Origin of the sequence: Gordonibacter sp. 28C, from assembly GCF_003339845.1 — a bacterium.
GTDB lineage: Bacteria > Actinomycetota > Coriobacteriia > Coriobacteriales > Eggerthellaceae > Gordonibacter.
Map to the genome: position 1 here is coordinate 61608 of NZ_PPTR01000010.1, position 13344 is coordinate 74951.

The window sequence follows — 13344 nt, forward strand, 5'->3', positions numbered from 1 at the left end:
CGTGCACGTACCCTCCCTGCTGTCCCGCCCGTTCACGGCGGCGCCGAAGCAAGCGGCGCCGCCGGTCAAGGCCGCCGCGAACTACCTTCTGGTCTGCGTCGTCGTGATCGCCGTGTTCTGGCTGTCGCTCGGCATGGCCGGCATCACCCTCAACTTCGACTTCGTGGAGCAGTACCGCACGCGCATCGCGAGCGGGTTCCTGCTCACGGTGGAGCTGTCGGCGGCCAGCCTGGTCATCAGCATGCTCGTGGGCATCCCGGTGGCCGTCGGGCAAGGCTCGCGCGTGCTGCCGGTGCGCTACCTGTGCGACCTGTACGTGAAGCTCGTGCGCGGCACGCCCCTGCTCGTGCAGATCTACCTGTTCTACTACATCATCGGCACGGCGTGGGGCATCGACAACAAGGTGGTGGCCGGCGTCGTCATCCTGTCCGTGTTCGCCGGCGCCTACATCGCCGAGATCGTGCGCGGCAGCCTGCTCTCCATCGACGAGGGCCAGATGGAGGCCGCCCGCGCCGTGGGCTTCACGCGAGCGCAGACCGTGCGCCACGTGGTGCTGCCCCAGCTGGTGGCGCGCACGCTGCCGGCGCTCACGGGCCAGTTCGCCACCATCGTGAAGGACTCGTCGCTGCTGTCCGTCATCGCGGTCATCGAGCTCACGCAGACCGTCCGCGAGATCACGGCCACGAACTACAACTTCTTCGGCGGCTTCCTGCTGCTGGGCGGGCTGTACCTGTGCCTCACGCTGCCCATCATGTTCGTGAGCAAGCGCTTCGAGAAGAGGTTCGGCTATGCGCATTAGGATAGAGGGCTTAGCGAAGGAGTTCGACGGCGTCCCCGTGCTGCGCGGCATCGACTTCGACGACGACGTCACCACGCTCGCCGTCATCGGCCCTTCGGGCGGCGGGAAGTCCACGCTGTTGCGCATAGTGGGCGGCCTCATCGCGCCCACGGGCGGCACGGTGGAGGTGGACGGCGAGACGGTGGCCTACGACGAGCGCACGCTGCCGGCCTATCGCGCGCAGCTGGGCTTCGTGTTCCAGTCGAGCGGTTTGTTCCACCACCTGAACGCGCTCGAGAACGTGGCCCTGCCCCTGCGCGTGGTGCACGGCGTGCCCGAAGACGAGGCGCGCGAGCGCGCAGCCGACCTGCTTTCGCGCTTCGGGCTTGCCGCCGAAGAAGGCAAGCGGCCCGTGCAGCTCTCGGGCGGCCAGCAGCAGCGCGTGGCCATCGCGCGCGCCGTGGCGGCGCGCCCCAAAATGCTGCTGCTCGACGAGCCCACCAGCGCGCTCGACCCCGAGTACACCAACGACGTGCTCGACCTCATCCGCGACCTCAAGGATTCCGGCACGCGCTTCATCGTGGTCACGCACGAGATGGGCTTCGCGCGGCACGCCTGCGACAAGGCGGCGTTCCTGCACGACGGAACGCTGCTGGAGTACGGCACGAGCGCGCAGCTGTTCGACCACCCGGCCACCCCGGAGCTGCAGCGCTTCCTGAGCAAGCTTCTGGAATGGAGCATCTGATGACGGAAAGCCTGGCCGAGAACCGCGCGGAACGCGCAGCCGACCCATGCGGCCGAGCGCGCGCATGCGAGAACGGAGGTGCCCGATGATAGGCGTGCTGTACGAGTCCGACGAATGGTCCGACCGCAAGCTGGCGGCCGAGATCGAAGCGTTCGGCGCGCCCGTCCGTCTGGTGAACATGGAAGACGAAACCGCCGAGGAAGAAGCGCTCGCCTGCGAGATGCTGGTCAGCCGCGTGTTCGCCAGCGCCCAGTTCCGCGGGCACATGGCGTCGCTCGAGCGCATGCCCCGCGTGATCCGCGCAGCCGAGGAGCGCGGCATTCCGCTCGTGAACCCCGGACGCGCCCACTTCTTCGAAATCGACAAGCGCCTGGCAACCGAGACGCTGGCCGGGGCCGGCCTCGTCACGCCCGCCGTCCACGCCTGCGGCACGCCGGCGGACCTCGACCCGCAGGCCCTCTCCTACCCCTGCGTCGTCAAGCCGAATTGCGGCGGCCGCACCACCTGCACCGCCATCGCCCGCACCGCCGAAGAGGCCCGGGCGTTCCTGGCCGAGGCGCCCGCCATCGAGTTCATCGCGGAAGAGTACGTGGAACCCGCGCACGGCTTCCTCACGCGCGTCGAGGTGGTGGACGGCGCCTGCGCGCTCGTCGTCAAGCGCTCCGTCGCAAGCAACGGCCTGTCCGCCTACCGCTTCGGTTCGACGTACGCCAGCTACCCCGACGTCCCCCGCGCGGTCGCGGACGCTGCGGAGCGCGCTTCCGCCGCGCTCTCCATCGAGCTCGGCAGCTTCGACGTCATCGAGGGCGGCCGCGGCCCCTGCATCATCGACGCGAACTCCGTGTCGAACGTCTCGGAGGACTGCACCGAGCTGCTCGGCCTCGACCTCATGCGCGCCCACGCCGAAGCCATCGCCCGCCGCTGGCACGCGCTGCAAAAACCACGCCCCTTGTCATCCTGAGCGGAGCGCGCAGCGCGTAGTCGAAGGATCCCGTGCGACGTTAGCTGGGAATCTTATGGCTGGCGCCGCACGGGATCCTTCGACTCCGGCCTTCGGCTCGCCGCTTCGCGGTGCCTCCCTGCGCCCGCTCCGCGTGCTCGGGAGTTCGACAGTCCACTGGACTGTCGAATGCTCAAGATGACAATAGGGAGCCTTCGTCACCTCCGCTCATGACATACGAAAGAAAGGACTACGATCATGCTCACCATCCAAGACGTGTTCGACCGGTTCGACGAGATAGGCTGCTGCAGCTTCGCCACGCCCGACGGGCGCGGCGGCGTGGAGTCGCGCATCGCGCACTTCTTCGCCGCCGACGACGAGGGGCTCTACCTGCGCACCATGGACGTGAAGCCGTTCTACCGCCAGCTCAAGGAAAGCGGGCGCTTGGCCGTGTCGGGCGAGCGCACCGAGGCAAAAGTGGTGTTCGACGAGAACAACCTGCCCCTGTTCAAACCCGGCTACCAGATGCGCGTTTCGGGCGAGGTGCGCGAGCTGTCGATGGCCGAGGTGGAGGCGAAGGCCCCGCACGACCGCAACTTCAACGTGGCCGTGTACGACATCGCGAAGTACCCCGAGACGCGCGTGTTCGTGCTGCACCGCTTCCACGGCGAGCTGTACGACTACGACTACGCCATGGCGAACCGCGACCACAAGCTTTACCGCGAGCGCTTCGCCTTCGGCGGCGACTCCTACGAGGAGCCCGGCCTCTCCATAACGGACGACTGCATCGGATGCGGCTCCTGCCTGGAAACCTGCTCGTTCAAGGCCATCGTGCCCGGCGAGCCCTACGCCATCCTGGGCGAGCGCTGCGACGAGTGCGGCAACTGCTTCCACACCTGCCCCGCGCACGCCGTGGCGAGCAAGGGCGGCTCCCCGGCCGTCTAAGGCGCAACCAGCCGGGTTCCCTCGAGCCGCATGGCTCGCAGGAGCACGCGGTCGGCCCAAAAACACGGAATCGCCGCCGAAACCGTGTTTTTGGGTCGGCGGTGCACCGCATCGAGCCGACCGCTCTGCAACCGCGAAGAACGCGTCGCCGCTCGCCGAGCCGGAACGCGCGCGTTCTTCTTGCGAAGTGGTACAATTGAAAAGCTGATCTGCGACGTCACCGCGACGCGACGGAGCCGCACCCACCGTTCCCACCCAACATCGGAGGTTGCCATGTACGCATGCGGAGATACGGTCGTCTACCGCCATCATGTCTGCGAAGTCACCGCCCTGCGCGAGGGCTATTTCGAAGGCAAGGACTACCTCGAGCTGCACGCGCTGTTCGAGAACTCGCTCAAGCTATTTGTGGCCGTCGACGAGGCCGAGCCGCCCACGCTGCGCCCCGTCATGTCGCGCAAGGAGGCGCTCGCGCTCATCGACTCCATCGCCGACGCCGAGTCCATCGACGAGGAGGCGCTCAAGCCGGGCGCGAACACGCCGACGCTTCTCGAACGCCGGATCAAAGAGGAGTACGACAAATGCCTCAGGACGTTCGCGCCCCAGGACCTCGTCCCCATCATGAAGTCCGTCCGCGAGCGCACCGCGCGCCGCACCGACGCCGGCCGCCGCATCACCGCCACGGACAAGAAGTACTTCGATCTGGCCGAAGGTCTGTTGTGCGACGAGCTGTCCGTGTCGCTCGGCATCGAGCGCGACGACGTGCGCGACTTCCTCGTGGAGCGCGTGAAGAAGGCCGAGGCGCACCGCCGCTGAGCGTGCCTGCTATACTGGAGGCAGCGCGGCCGGATACGTCGTGCGGAACCCGAGCGAAGGAGCTCCCGTGATCGAGTTGCCCGAAGCCCTGACCCTTGCCCGCCAGATGTCGGACGCCCTGGTCGGCCGCATCGTCGTGGACGCCGTGGCGAACGCGTCCCCGCACAAGTTCGCGTTCTTCACGGGAGACCCCGCCACGTACGGCGCGCGCCTGGACGGCCGGCGCATCGAGGCCGCCAAGGCGACCGGCCCCTACGTGGAGCTTCCCCTGGACGACGGCATGACGCTGCTTCTGCGCGAAGGCGTGAACGCGCGCCTCCTCGCGCCGGGCGAGGCCGTCCCCGCCAAGCACCAGCTGCTGCTGGCGTTCGACGACGGGTCGCACCTGGCGTGCACGGCCTCCATGTACGGCCTGTTCCTCATAGCCGACACGGGCGCCGACGACGACGAGTACTACGTCGCCGCGCGCGACGCCGTTCCCGTGCTCTCGGACGCCTACGACGAGGCGGCGTTTCGCGCCCTCGCCGCGTCCGCGCCGTCGAGCGCGAGCGTGAAGGCCCTGCTCGCCACCGAGCAGCGCATCCCCGGCATCGGCAACGGCGTGCTGCAGGACATCCTGTTCAACGCCCGTTTGAACCCCAAAACCAAGGTGAGCGCGCTTTCCGACGACGACCTCGCGCGCCTGTTCCTCGCCATGAAGAGCACGCTGGCCGCCATGGCGGAGCAGGGCGGGCGCGACGTGGAGCGCGACCTGTACGGCCAACCGGGCGGCTACCGCTGCATCCTGTCGGCGAAAACCTGGAAGGACGGCTGCCCCGTCTGCCACGGCGAGATCGAGAAGAAGCCCTACCTGGGCGGCAACGTATACTACTGCCCCGCCTGCCAGCCTCTTCCCTAGGTAACCGCTTTCGCCAGCCGGCCAATCCCGACTCTACGGAGCGTTCATTGCGCGCGACGTCCGGGTCGCGTATCGTGGGCGTCACGCTGAAAACGAACGGGAGGAAGACCGATGGACACCAAGCGCACCGGAGCGCTCATACGATCCTTGCGCGAGGAGCGCGGGCTCACGCAGCTCCAGCTGGCCGCGCGCGTGGGCGTGGGCGACAAGGCGGTTTCGAAGTGGGAGCGGGGCGGCGGATGCCCCGACGTGTCGCTTCTGCCCGCGCTCGCCGACGAGCTGGGCACCACGGTCGAGACGCTGCTGGCCGGCGCCCTCTCCCCCGACGACCGTCAAGGAGGAACCATGAAGCGCACGGCCTTCCGCGTATGCCCTGCCTGCGGGAACGTCATCACCACCACGGGCGACGCCGAGGTGTCCTGCTGCGGCAGGAAGCTCGAGCCCCTCGAAGCGCGCCCCGCCGACGAGGCGCACGCCCTGCGCGCCCAGAGCGTGGAGGGCGACTGGTACGTCACGTTCGACCATCCCATGGAGAAAGGCCACCACCTGGGCTTCGTCGCCGTGGTGGGATACGACCGCCTGGCCGTCGAGAAGCTCTATCCCGAGCAGGGCGGCGAGGCGCTCCTTCCGCGCCTGCCCGGCGGCGTGCTGTACGCCTACTGCACCGAGCACGGCCTCACGAGGCATCCGGCCCCGGGACGCTAGCCGTTGGCGAACCGACCGCGCCGTCCTCTCCGGCCAGCTCGCGAACGCGCTCGATCACCGGCGCGACGGCCGCGCGGTCGGTGGCGTCGAAGCCGCCGCGCATGCCCTCGAGCATCTCGGCGGCGCGCGGGTCGGTGGCGGCCTGCTTCTCCTGCATCTTGAAGAACAACTTCATGGCCAGCTTGTTCGGCATGCTCAAACGCTCGTAGGCGAACCCGCCGCGCAGGTAGAACCGCGGCACCCCGTCGAACTCCGGCGAGGGGAATTCCCGCCCCATCGCCTCGTCCACCATGTCGGTCCACTCCGTCGGGGTCGCGCCCACCGCGAACGCGACGAACCGCGCGCCGGGATGCGCCTCGCGGGCGCGCTTGAGCCATTTCATGCCCACGAGCCCGCCCGCATGAAACCAGCCGCCGAACACGACGACCTCGAAAGCCCCTGCGTCCACCCCGTCGGCCTGCTCGACCGGCACGGCATCGCAGCCCAGCTCCTCGGCGATCCATTCCGCATAGCGCCGCGTGAAACCCGTCTGCGACGCGTACACCACTATCGCGCTCATCGCTCCTCCCCTTCCGTTGCAGCGTCCTCGGACGCCTTGATCGCATGCATGTCGAAGAACCGTCTCAGATGGGCGCGCACCAACGGCTCGGCCTCCGCCCACGAGGCGCCGGACGCCAGCAGCAGGAACACCGGGCCGTGGAACTCGCGCGCAAGCGCCTGGGCGTCGTCGAGCGCGAACCGGCCGCAGGCCATCAGGTGCTCGAACACCGTGCGCTGGATGGCCGTTGGCTGTTCGATGAAAACGAGGCGGTACGCGCTTGCGGCGCACCCGTCGTCGAACTGGCTCATGGTGAGAAAACGGCGCAAGCGGATCATCTCGTCATCCGCGAAGAAGTGGCGGAAGCCCGCCAGCACCCGCCGCTCCGTCTCTTCGAACGAGCCGGCGTAGCCCGTCGGATCGTCTGTCGGCTCCACCATGACGCCCTGGCTCTCGAACACGTCGCGCGTGCGCGCGAGGGCCTCGGCCACCACGGCGTCGAATATGGCGCGCTTCCCGGGAAAATGGTTGTAAAGCGACGCATCCTTGATGCCGACGGCCGCCGCGATGTCGCGCACCGGCACCGCATGGTAGCCCCGTTCCGCGAACAGCGCGAACGCCGCCGCGACGATGCGTTCGCGCGTCGCCGAGGCCCTGCCGCTCGCCGCCGCCCCGTTCGTCTTCTCCGTCATGCCCTCTCCTTAAACTAGCGAATGCTAGTATAATAGCTAGCAATCGCTAGTTTAGCAAGGGGCGCACAAGAAAGCCAAGGCCCGGGCCTTGGCGGAGCCTAGATCGCCTGGGACTCCTCGAGCATCTTTTGCAGCACCTCCACGTGGCTGCGGCGCTTGCGGGTGGCGGTGCCCAGCAGGCACACGCTCTCGTACTCGCCGTAGCGGTCGAAGAACTGCGGCACGGCCTCGCGCTCGCGCAGGGCGTCGCGATAGGCGTCGGCGTACGCGTCCCACCCGATGTTGCCGTGCAGGTAGCGCTCGAACAAAGTCGGAGCGGGGGCGAACAGCTTGTCGTGCACGTAGTCGGCGTGCAGCAGCTTCGGCACGAAGAACGCAAGGTCGTTCTTCTTCGTGAACCCGGCCAGTTGGTTCGTGTTCTTCAAGCGGGTGTCCAGCAGAAGATCGACGTCCCATGACGCCAAAGCTTCGAAGAACCGCTCGGCGGAGGTTTCGTAAGCGCTGATCGTGTTTATCCTCATGATGAAGAGCTCCTTCTTGACAGCCTCGCGGCCGCAGGCTGCGGCTTTTTCACCAAAGCTTACCCGCAGGCTTCACGCTGCGGGCTCCGTTCCGGCCCCTTGTGGCAAAACCGCAGGCGTTTCGTCACGCAATCATCATGGCCGCCCACCGCTTTGGCGCGGCGTTCGCCTCCACTCGAGCATCCGAGCATCGTCGGCTTCTGTTTTTCGCCCATTTCAGAACCCGTTTCCAGTACAATGTTCAACGGTAATTTGACGCGCTCGGTGAGTAGACACGAGGTAAGGCCGCATGGACACGCAGGAAGCGCTGAGTTCGTTCGATCTCGATCCACGCTTGTTCTACGACGCGGTCGCCTACAGCACGGACGACTACCTGTACATCATCGACATGCGAACGGACACGGCGCTCGTGTCCGAGAACATGCTGCGCGACTTCGACCTGCCCGACCGCCTGTTCGAGGGGCTTATCCCCCGCTGGCGCGAGCTCGTGGTGGAACGCGACCGGCCGAGCTTCGACGAGTCCATCGACGATCTGCTGTCCGGCGAGACCGACGAGCACGACCTGGAGTACCAGGTGGTCAACCGCAAGGGCGAGCATGTCTGGATCGTGTGCCGCGGCCTGTTGATGCGCGACGACCAGGGGAATCCCGTGCTGTTCTCGGGCGCCATCACGAACCTGGAGCGCAAAGGCAAGGTTGACGCCATAACCGGCCTGTTCATGCACGAGAAGTGCCTGCAGGTGCTCGACCGTCTGCTCTCGCGCTCGCATGCGGAGGGCGGCATCCTGCTGCTGGGCTTGGACGATTTCTCGCGCATCAACTCCCTCAACGACCACGCGTTCGGCAACGGCGTGCTGCGCCGGTTCGCGCAGGCCACGCTTCGCCTGCTGCCCGACAACGCCACCGCCTTCCGCTTCGACGGCGACGAGTTCGCCATCGTGCTCGACGACGCCGACCGCAACGCCATGGAGGACCTGTACCGCACCGTGCACGCCTTCGCCAACCGCCAGCAGGACATAGACGGCGTGCCGTACTTCTGCACGGTCTCCGGAGGCGCGGCCATGATCGGCGAGGACGGCGCCACGGGGCTCGACCTGATCAAGCACGCGGAAAGCGCCCTAGAGGAGAGCAAGCACCGCGGCAAGAACACCCTTTCGTTCTTCTCGCCCGCCATGTCGCAGGAAAAGCTGCGGCGCCTGGAGCTCAGCGACCGTTTGCAGGCGTCCGTGATGGACGGGATGAGGGGCTTCTCGGTGCATTACCAGCCGCTCGTCGACGCCGACACGCTGCGCGTGGCGGGAGCCGAGGCGCTTCTGCGCTGGAGCGCGGAAGAGTTCGGCGCGGTGAGCCCCGTCGAGTTCATTCCCATCTTGGAATCCTACGGGCTCATCGGGGCCGTGGGCCGTTGGGTGTTCGAGCAGGCCGCCGGCCAGTGCGCCGCCTGGAGCCGCGCTCGGGACGGCTTCGTCATGAACGTGAACATCTCGTATTTGCAGCTGCTCGAAGCCGACTTCGTCCCCTTCGTAGCGCGCACGTTGGCCGAAGCGGGCGCCGACCCGCGGCGCATCGTGCTGGAGATGACCGAGAGCTACTTCGTGACCGACCTCGACGCGCTGCGCGCGACGTTCGACCGCCTGCGCGCCCTGGGCATCCGCCTGGCCATGGACGACTTCGGCACGGGATACTCCTCGCTCGGCCAGCTGTCCCAGTCGCCTGCGGACATCGTGAAGATCGATCGGGTGTTCATCAAGAACATCCACGCCGAGTCGTTCAACCGCGCGTTCATAGACGCCGTCATCGACCTGTGCCACAGCGTGGACATCGAGGTGACGGTGGAGGGCGTGGAGGAAAGCACGGAGCTGGACGCCGTGCGCGCCATCGGCGCGGACAGCGTCCAGGGCTTCCTCGTGTCGCGCCCGCTGCCGGCGGACGCGTTCGAAGAGCGCTTCCTGGGTGCGGACGGCCCGAAAGCCTAGCCTGGCCCCGCCGCCGCGCGCGCCGGTCGCCGCCGCGGGCTTACGCGTCCGCGCCCTCGCGCGGAAGGAGCGGCGAGCCCATGCGGGCGAGCTCGCCCGCCACCGTCTCCACCAGAAGCGGCAGCGCGGCGGCCACCTTCGGCGTGAGGCCCACCGTGACCACGGCCGGCGAGGGGTTCTCCACCTGCATGCCCAGGCAGAGCCCCTCAGCCTCGTAACCCAGGAGCATCGCCGCGTCGAACAGGTCGACGAGCTTCAAATCGTGCAGCGAGGCCGTCGCCCCGGAATGGCGCGCCATAGCGTCGGGCTCGAAGCGGAACACGGTGCCCGGCTCGGCGTCCGTGCCGTCCACGGCGTCCACCGTGACGATCACGTCGAAGTCGCGCACGTACGGCAGCATGTCCATGCTCAGGCAGCCCACGTCGAACAGTTCCACGTTGTCGGGCGTCTCGTACCGCTCCGTCAGCTCCTCGTACACGGCGGTGCCCAACCCGTCGTCGAGCATGAGCTTGTTGCCCACGCAGAGCACCCCGATGCGGCGGGTCTCGACCGGCTTGCTCGCGTCGCAGGCGGTCCCGGCGTTTTCGACGGCTCCGGCTTCGCCGACGTCTCCGCCATGCTCGCGGCCCTCGGCGGCCTCGGCTCCGAGGCTCTCGACATCCGACCGACCCATGGCGCTCACTCCCCCATCGTGGGACGGATGACCAGGTTGTAGTACGTGGCCACCGCTATCATGGCGCAGCCGACCACAACGCTCACAACGGCCCAGATACGCTGTCTACGCAGGTAGGCGTCCTTGTCTGCGCCGCGCTGCGCGGCGCGGTGCGCGGCGAACGGTTGCCCGATGACGGCGAAGGCCACCGTGCCCGCCGTGAGCGTGACGAACACGACAGCGGCGACGACGAGCGCGAGCGGGGTGCGCTCGGTCCATGCCGCGTAGAACGTGTTGTCCGCGAAAAGCCATATGGGGTAGAACAGGATCGCCGCCCACATGCCGTGCGCCGGTCCCCAGATGGGAGGCAAAAACAGCGCCCCTATGTTCAAGCGCGGCACGCCCTCGAGGAACTTCTCTTCTTGCGCGATCTGCTCGTCCGTCAATTCCGCCACCGCGGTCTCCTTCGCTCTCGTGATCGTCGCCTATTATAGCGAAGCCGGCACCCGCCGCTGCGGCACGCGGCCGAGCGGTTTTCCATGACGGTTCAGCGCCAAACCGACCGCGCGCATGACGAACGTGCTATCATATGGCACCAACAAGATAACATTATCGAATCGAGGAACCCTCATGAACATACTCGCCATCGCCGGATCGCTTCGCAGCGCAAGCTACAACCGCCAGCTGGCCGAGGCGGCGGGAGCGGTGCTCGCCAAGCTGCATCCCGAGGTCGACTACCGCATCCTCGCCTGGGACGACGTCCCCTTCATGAACCAGGACGCCGAGCATCCCGCCCCCGCCGCGGTGAGCCGCGTGCGCGACGAGGTCAAGCGCGCCGACGGCCTGTGGCTGTTCAGCCCCGAGTACAACCACGCCATCCCCGGGCCCTTGAAGAACCTCATCGACTGGCTCTCGCGCCCGGTGAGCGACACCGAGGGACAGGTGCTGGCCGGCAAGCCCGTGGCGCTGGCGGGCGCGAGCATCGGCATGAGCGGCGCGGCGCACGCGCAGGACCAGCTCGTGGGCGTGCTCAGCTTCCTGGACGCGCGCATCATGAACCAGCCGCGCCTGGCCGTCCCCCATATCGCCACGCAGGCCGAAGACGGCATGCTCAAGCTGGACGCCTCGGCCCCCTACCTGGAGAAGCAGGCCCAGGCCTTCGTGCGCTTCATCGATCGGCAGGGCTAACCGCAGCACCTTCGCCGTCGTTGACGACCCGCTCGGCCCGGTCGTCGACCGCACGGGGCTCGGACCCCTCGGCCGCGCCGACGGCGGGCGGCGCCCCCTTTCCGCGCTCCGACAGCACCAGCCCGGCGCAGGTCAGCACCACGCCGACGCATATCTGCGGCGTGAGGGGCTCGCCCAGCACCGCCACCGAGGCGGCCACCGTGATGACGGGCACCAGGTAGATGTAGGCGCTCGTCTTCACAGCGCCCAGAAGCCTCACGGCGATGCCCCAGGTGGCGAAGCACGCCGCCGACGCGCCCACGCCCAGGAACAGCATGTTCGCCGTCATGACCGGATCGGCGAAGCGCTCCACGCCGAACTGGAAGTCCAGCAGGAACAGCGCCGGCACCATGAGGACGAGCCCCCAGGCGAACGTGCGCTTCGTCATCTGGATGGTGTCGTCGCACAGCGCCGCCAGCTTGCGCGTGAGCACGGCGTACACGGCCCACACGGCGGCGGCGGCCACCGCCAGAAGGTCGCCCACGACGCTGCCCGTTCCCAGCCCCTCCCAGCTGATGAGCACGATGCCCGCCATGGCCAGGGCGAAGCCGGCGAAGAACACCGGATGCAGCTTCTCGTCGCGCAGCAGCACGGAGGACAAGAGCGCCGTGAAGAACGGGTTCACCGCCACGATCACGCCCACGTTGCTGGCGGTGGTGCTGGTAAGCGCGATGTTCTCGAACAGGAAGTACAGCACGACGCCGGTGAGGCCGGCCGCCGCCACGAGCGCCTCCTCGCGCCAGCCGCCCAGCTTCACATGCCGCGGCCGGCACGCCCACAGCACCAAAAAGCCTATGAGGAAGCGGTAGAACAGTATCTCGATGGGCGCGAAGTTCACGAGCAGAACCTTCGTCGCCACGAACGTCGTGCCCCACACCGCGACGGTGAACAGCGCGAACAGGTGCCCCCGCGCCGCAGGGGATCGCACGCCGGCCGCTACAGCCCGCTCGCGAGCGCTCACGACGCCTCCCCTGCCGAGCAGGCCGAGCGGTAGCGCGCCGGCGTGAGGCCCGTCACGTTGCGGAACACGCGCCCCAGGTGCGCCTGGTCGGCGAAGCCCGTGAGCCCGGCCACCGCCGCAGGGGCGCATCCCCGCTCGAGCAGGCTCTTCGCGTGCATGACGCGCACCGCCGACAGGTAGCGCCCCGGCGTGATGCCCAGCTCCTTCTTGAAGGCGCGCACGAGCGCGTAGCGGCTCGCCCCCACGACGTCGGCCACGTCCTCGAGCGCGATGCGCTCGGCGTAGCGCTCGTCGATGAAAGCGCGCGCCGAGGCCACGAGGGCGCCCGGCGCCGACGGCTCGCCCGGCCCGTCGGCCGCCGCCGCGTCGGCGGCCTCGAGCAAATCGGACACAAGCTCGTCGAGCGCGTCGAGGACGGCCGAGCCGTCGTCCGACGCGGCACGGGCGAACAAGGCGTCCGCCCGGCCGAACAGCGCGGCGTCGCGCAGCACGGGCACGGCGAACCGCGGAGCCTCTTCCGTCGCCACGCCGGCCAGCGCCGCGACCGCGCTCACGGGCACGTTCGCGCAGCGGTACGCGAACGGCTCGTTGTCGAGCGGGTCGCACGCATGGGGTTCGCCGGGGTTCACCAGGAACACGTCGCCCGGCTCCAGCACGTGCAGCTCCCGCCCGCCCATGGTGAGCGCGCGGCGGCTGGCGTTCAGGGCGCCCACCACGTAGTGCTCGTGCAGGTGGTTGGGGAACGCCCGGATGTTCCCGGCGAGCGAGCACACCTCCACCAGGGACCCGTCGGGCCGCGCGAACGCCCGCACCTCGCGCGCGTCCATGCCCCTGGGCTCCTCTTCCGTCCGCGAACGCTCGGTCCGCCCGCCTTCGCATCGCATATGCTCCCTCTCTTTTCGCATCGGCCAAGTATAGTCGAACGACGGAACCCCGCGCTTGTACGATATTGCG

Annotated in this window: 16 protein-coding genes; 9 read left to right on the forward strand and 7 right to left on the reverse strand. The window is 68.2% G+C overall.

Annotated features, from left to right (window positions below; all coding sequences use genetic code 11):
• Position 1: 1 nt before the first annotated feature.
• From C1878_RS12215 to C1878_RS12245, 7 genes are all read left to right on the forward strand, one after another.
• Positions 2–799 (forward strand): amino acid ABC transporter permease, encoded by a 798-nt coding sequence (locus tag C1878_RS12215; protein ID WP_199519345.1) that lies wholly within the window; start codon positions 2–4, stop codon positions 797–799.
• A complete protein-coding gene (locus C1878_RS12220; RefSeq protein WP_114601903.1) occupies positions 789–1523 on the forward strand; it encodes an amino acid ABC transporter ATP-binding protein in 735 nt (244 codons plus the stop codon). Before C1878_RS12215 ends, C1878_RS12220 begins: the two co-directional genes overlap by 11 nt.
• A gap of 85 nt (positions 1524–1608) precedes the next feature.
• Positions 1609–2484: a RimK family alpha-L-glutamate ligase gene (locus C1878_RS12225; RefSeq protein WP_199519346.1), complete on the forward strand. Its 876-nt coding sequence runs from the start codon at positions 1609–1611 to the stop codon at positions 2482–2484.
• A gap of 237 nt (positions 2485–2721) precedes the next feature.
• The gene (locus C1878_RS12230) at positions 2722–3408 is read left to right on the forward strand and encodes a 4Fe-4S dicluster domain-containing protein (RefSeq protein WP_114601905.1); all 687 of its coding nucleotides are present in this window, start codon (positions 2722–2724) and stop codon (positions 3406–3408) included.
• A gap of 273 nt (positions 3409–3681) precedes the next feature.
• The gene (locus C1878_RS12235) at positions 3682–4221 is read left to right on the forward strand and encodes a CarD family transcriptional regulator (RefSeq protein ID WP_114601906.1); all 540 of its coding nucleotides are present in this window, start codon (positions 3682–3684) and stop codon (positions 4219–4221) included.
• A gap of 67 nt (positions 4222–4288) precedes the next feature.
• Positions 4289–5119, forward strand: coding sequence for a DNA-formamidopyrimidine glycosylase family protein (locus C1878_RS12240; RefSeq protein WP_114601907.1), 831 nt, complete (start codon positions 4289–4291; stop codon positions 5117–5119).
• Positions 5120–5230: 111 nt separating this feature from the next.
• Positions 5231–5824, forward strand: coding sequence for a helix-turn-helix domain-containing protein (locus tag C1878_RS12245; RefSeq protein ID WP_114601908.1), 594 nt, complete (start codon positions 5231–5233; stop codon positions 5822–5824).
• Here the strand turns inward: C1878_RS12245 and C1878_RS12250 are convergent.
• The 3 genes from C1878_RS12250 to C1878_RS12260 all read right to left on the reverse strand — a co-directional run bounded on the left by C1878_RS12250 (position 5796) and on the right by C1878_RS12260 (position 7575).
• Entirely contained in the window at positions 5796–6383 is a 588-nt protein-coding gene (locus tag C1878_RS12250; RefSeq protein WP_114601909.1) for a flavodoxin domain-containing protein, read from the reverse strand. The genes C1878_RS12245 and C1878_RS12250 overlap by 29 nt on opposite strands.
• Positions 6380–7054 carry a TetR/AcrR family transcriptional regulator gene (locus C1878_RS12255; RefSeq protein ID WP_114601910.1) on the reverse strand — a complete coding sequence of 225 codons (675 nt, stop codon included), beginning with the start codon at positions 7052–7054 and terminating at the stop codon, positions 6380–6382. The genes C1878_RS12250 and C1878_RS12255 overlap by 4 nt, the downstream gene beginning before the upstream one ends.
• Before the next feature lie 98 nt (positions 7055–7152).
• Positions 7153–7575 carry a DUF488 domain-containing protein gene (locus tag C1878_RS12260; protein WP_114601911.1) on the reverse strand — a complete coding sequence of 141 codons (423 nt, stop codon included), beginning with the start codon at positions 7573–7575 and terminating at the stop codon, positions 7153–7155.
• Between the two features lie 289 nt (positions 7576–7864).
• On the opposite strand from C1878_RS12260, the gene C1878_RS12265 reads away from it, so the two are divergent.
• Positions 7865–9550, forward strand: a complete 1686-nt coding sequence (locus C1878_RS12265) for a bifunctional diguanylate cyclase/phosphodiesterase (RefSeq protein WP_114601912.1) — start codon at positions 7865–7867, stop codon at positions 9548–9550.
• 40 nt (positions 9551–9590) lie between these two features.
• Here C1878_RS12265 and C1878_RS12270 read toward each other — a convergent pair whose 3' ends face one another.
• On the reverse strand, positions 9591–10223 hold the full coding sequence (locus C1878_RS12270; protein ID WP_199519347.1) for a hydrogenase maturation protease: 633 nt from the start codon (positions 10221–10223) through the stop codon (positions 9591–9593).
• A gap of 5 nt (positions 10224–10228) precedes the next feature.
• A complete protein-coding gene (locus tag C1878_RS12275) occupies positions 10229–10657 on the reverse strand; it encodes a viscotoxin-A3 (protein WP_114601913.1) in 429 nt (142 codons plus the stop codon).
• Positions 10658–10832: 175 nt separating this feature from the next.
• On the opposite strand from C1878_RS12275, the gene C1878_RS12280 reads away from it, so the two are divergent.
• Complete coding sequence (locus tag C1878_RS12280; protein WP_114601914.1) at positions 10833–11390, forward strand: NADPH-dependent FMN reductase; 558 nt, start codon at positions 10833–10835, stop codon at positions 11388–11390.
• Here C1878_RS12280 and C1878_RS12285 read toward each other — a convergent pair.
• Together C1878_RS12285 and C1878_RS12290 are read right to left on the reverse strand one after the other, a co-directional pair.
• Complete coding sequence (locus tag C1878_RS12285) at positions 11371–12390, reverse strand: DMT family transporter (protein ID WP_167510331.1); 1020 nt, start codon at positions 12388–12390, stop codon at positions 11371–11373. The two genes, C1878_RS12280 and C1878_RS12285, sit on opposite strands and share 20 nt — an antisense overlap.
• The gene (locus C1878_RS12290; protein ID WP_158539807.1) at positions 12387–13217 is read right to left on the reverse strand and encodes an AraC family transcriptional regulator; all 831 of its coding nucleotides are present in this window, start codon (positions 13215–13217) and stop codon (positions 12387–12389) included. The genes C1878_RS12285 and C1878_RS12290 overlap by 4 nt, the downstream gene beginning before the upstream one ends.
• Between the last annotated feature and the right edge of the window lie 127 nt (positions 13218–13344).

What these genes read in the sequence shown, in the direction of transcription:
- C1878_RS12260 (WP_114601911.1), bottom strand. Translation starts at nt 7,575, where the DNA reads ATGAGGATAAACACGATCAGCGCTTACGAAACCTCCGCCGAGCGGTTC.
- C1878_RS12270 (WP_199519347.1), bottom strand. Translation starts at nt 10,223, where the DNA reads ATGGGTCGGTCGGATGTCGAGAGCCTCGGAGCCGAGGCCGCCGAGGGC.
- C1878_RS12225 (WP_199519346.1), top strand. Translation starts at nt 1,609, where the DNA reads ATGATAGGCGTGCTGTACGAGTCCGACGAATGGTCCGACCGCAAGCTG.
- C1878_RS12255 (WP_114601910.1), bottom strand. Translation starts at nt 7,054, where the DNA reads ATGACGGAGAAGACGAACGGGGCGGCGGCGAGCGGCAGGGCCTCGGCG.
- C1878_RS12220 (WP_114601903.1), top strand. Translation starts at nt 789, where the DNA reads ATGCGCATTAGGATAGAGGGCTTAGCGAAGGAGTTCGACGGCGTCCCC.
- C1878_RS12250 (WP_114601909.1), bottom strand. Translation starts at nt 6,383, where the DNA reads ATGAGCGCGATAGTGGTGTACGCGTCGCAGACGGGTTTCACGCGGCGC.
- C1878_RS12280 (WP_114601914.1), top strand. Translation starts at nt 10,833, where the DNA reads ATGAACATACTCGCCATCGCCGGATCGCTTCGCAGCGCAAGCTACAAC.
- C1878_RS12235 (WP_114601906.1), top strand. Translation starts at nt 3,682, where the DNA reads ATGTACGCATGCGGAGATACGGTCGTCTACCGCCATCATGTCTGCGAA.
- C1878_RS12265 (WP_114601912.1), top strand. Translation starts at nt 7,865, where the DNA reads ATGGACACGCAGGAAGCGCTGAGTTCGTTCGATCTCGATCCACGCTTG.
- C1878_RS12230 (WP_114601905.1), top strand. Translation starts at nt 2,722, where the DNA reads ATGCTCACCATCCAAGACGTGTTCGACCGGTTCGACGAGATAGGCTGC.
- C1878_RS12290 (WP_158539807.1), bottom strand. Translation starts at nt 13,217, where the DNA reads ATGGACGCGCGCGAGGTGCGGGCGTTCGCGCGGCCCGACGGGTCCCTG.
- C1878_RS12245 (WP_114601908.1), top strand. Translation starts at nt 5,231, where the DNA reads ATGGACACCAAGCGCACCGGAGCGCTCATACGATCCTTGCGCGAGGAG.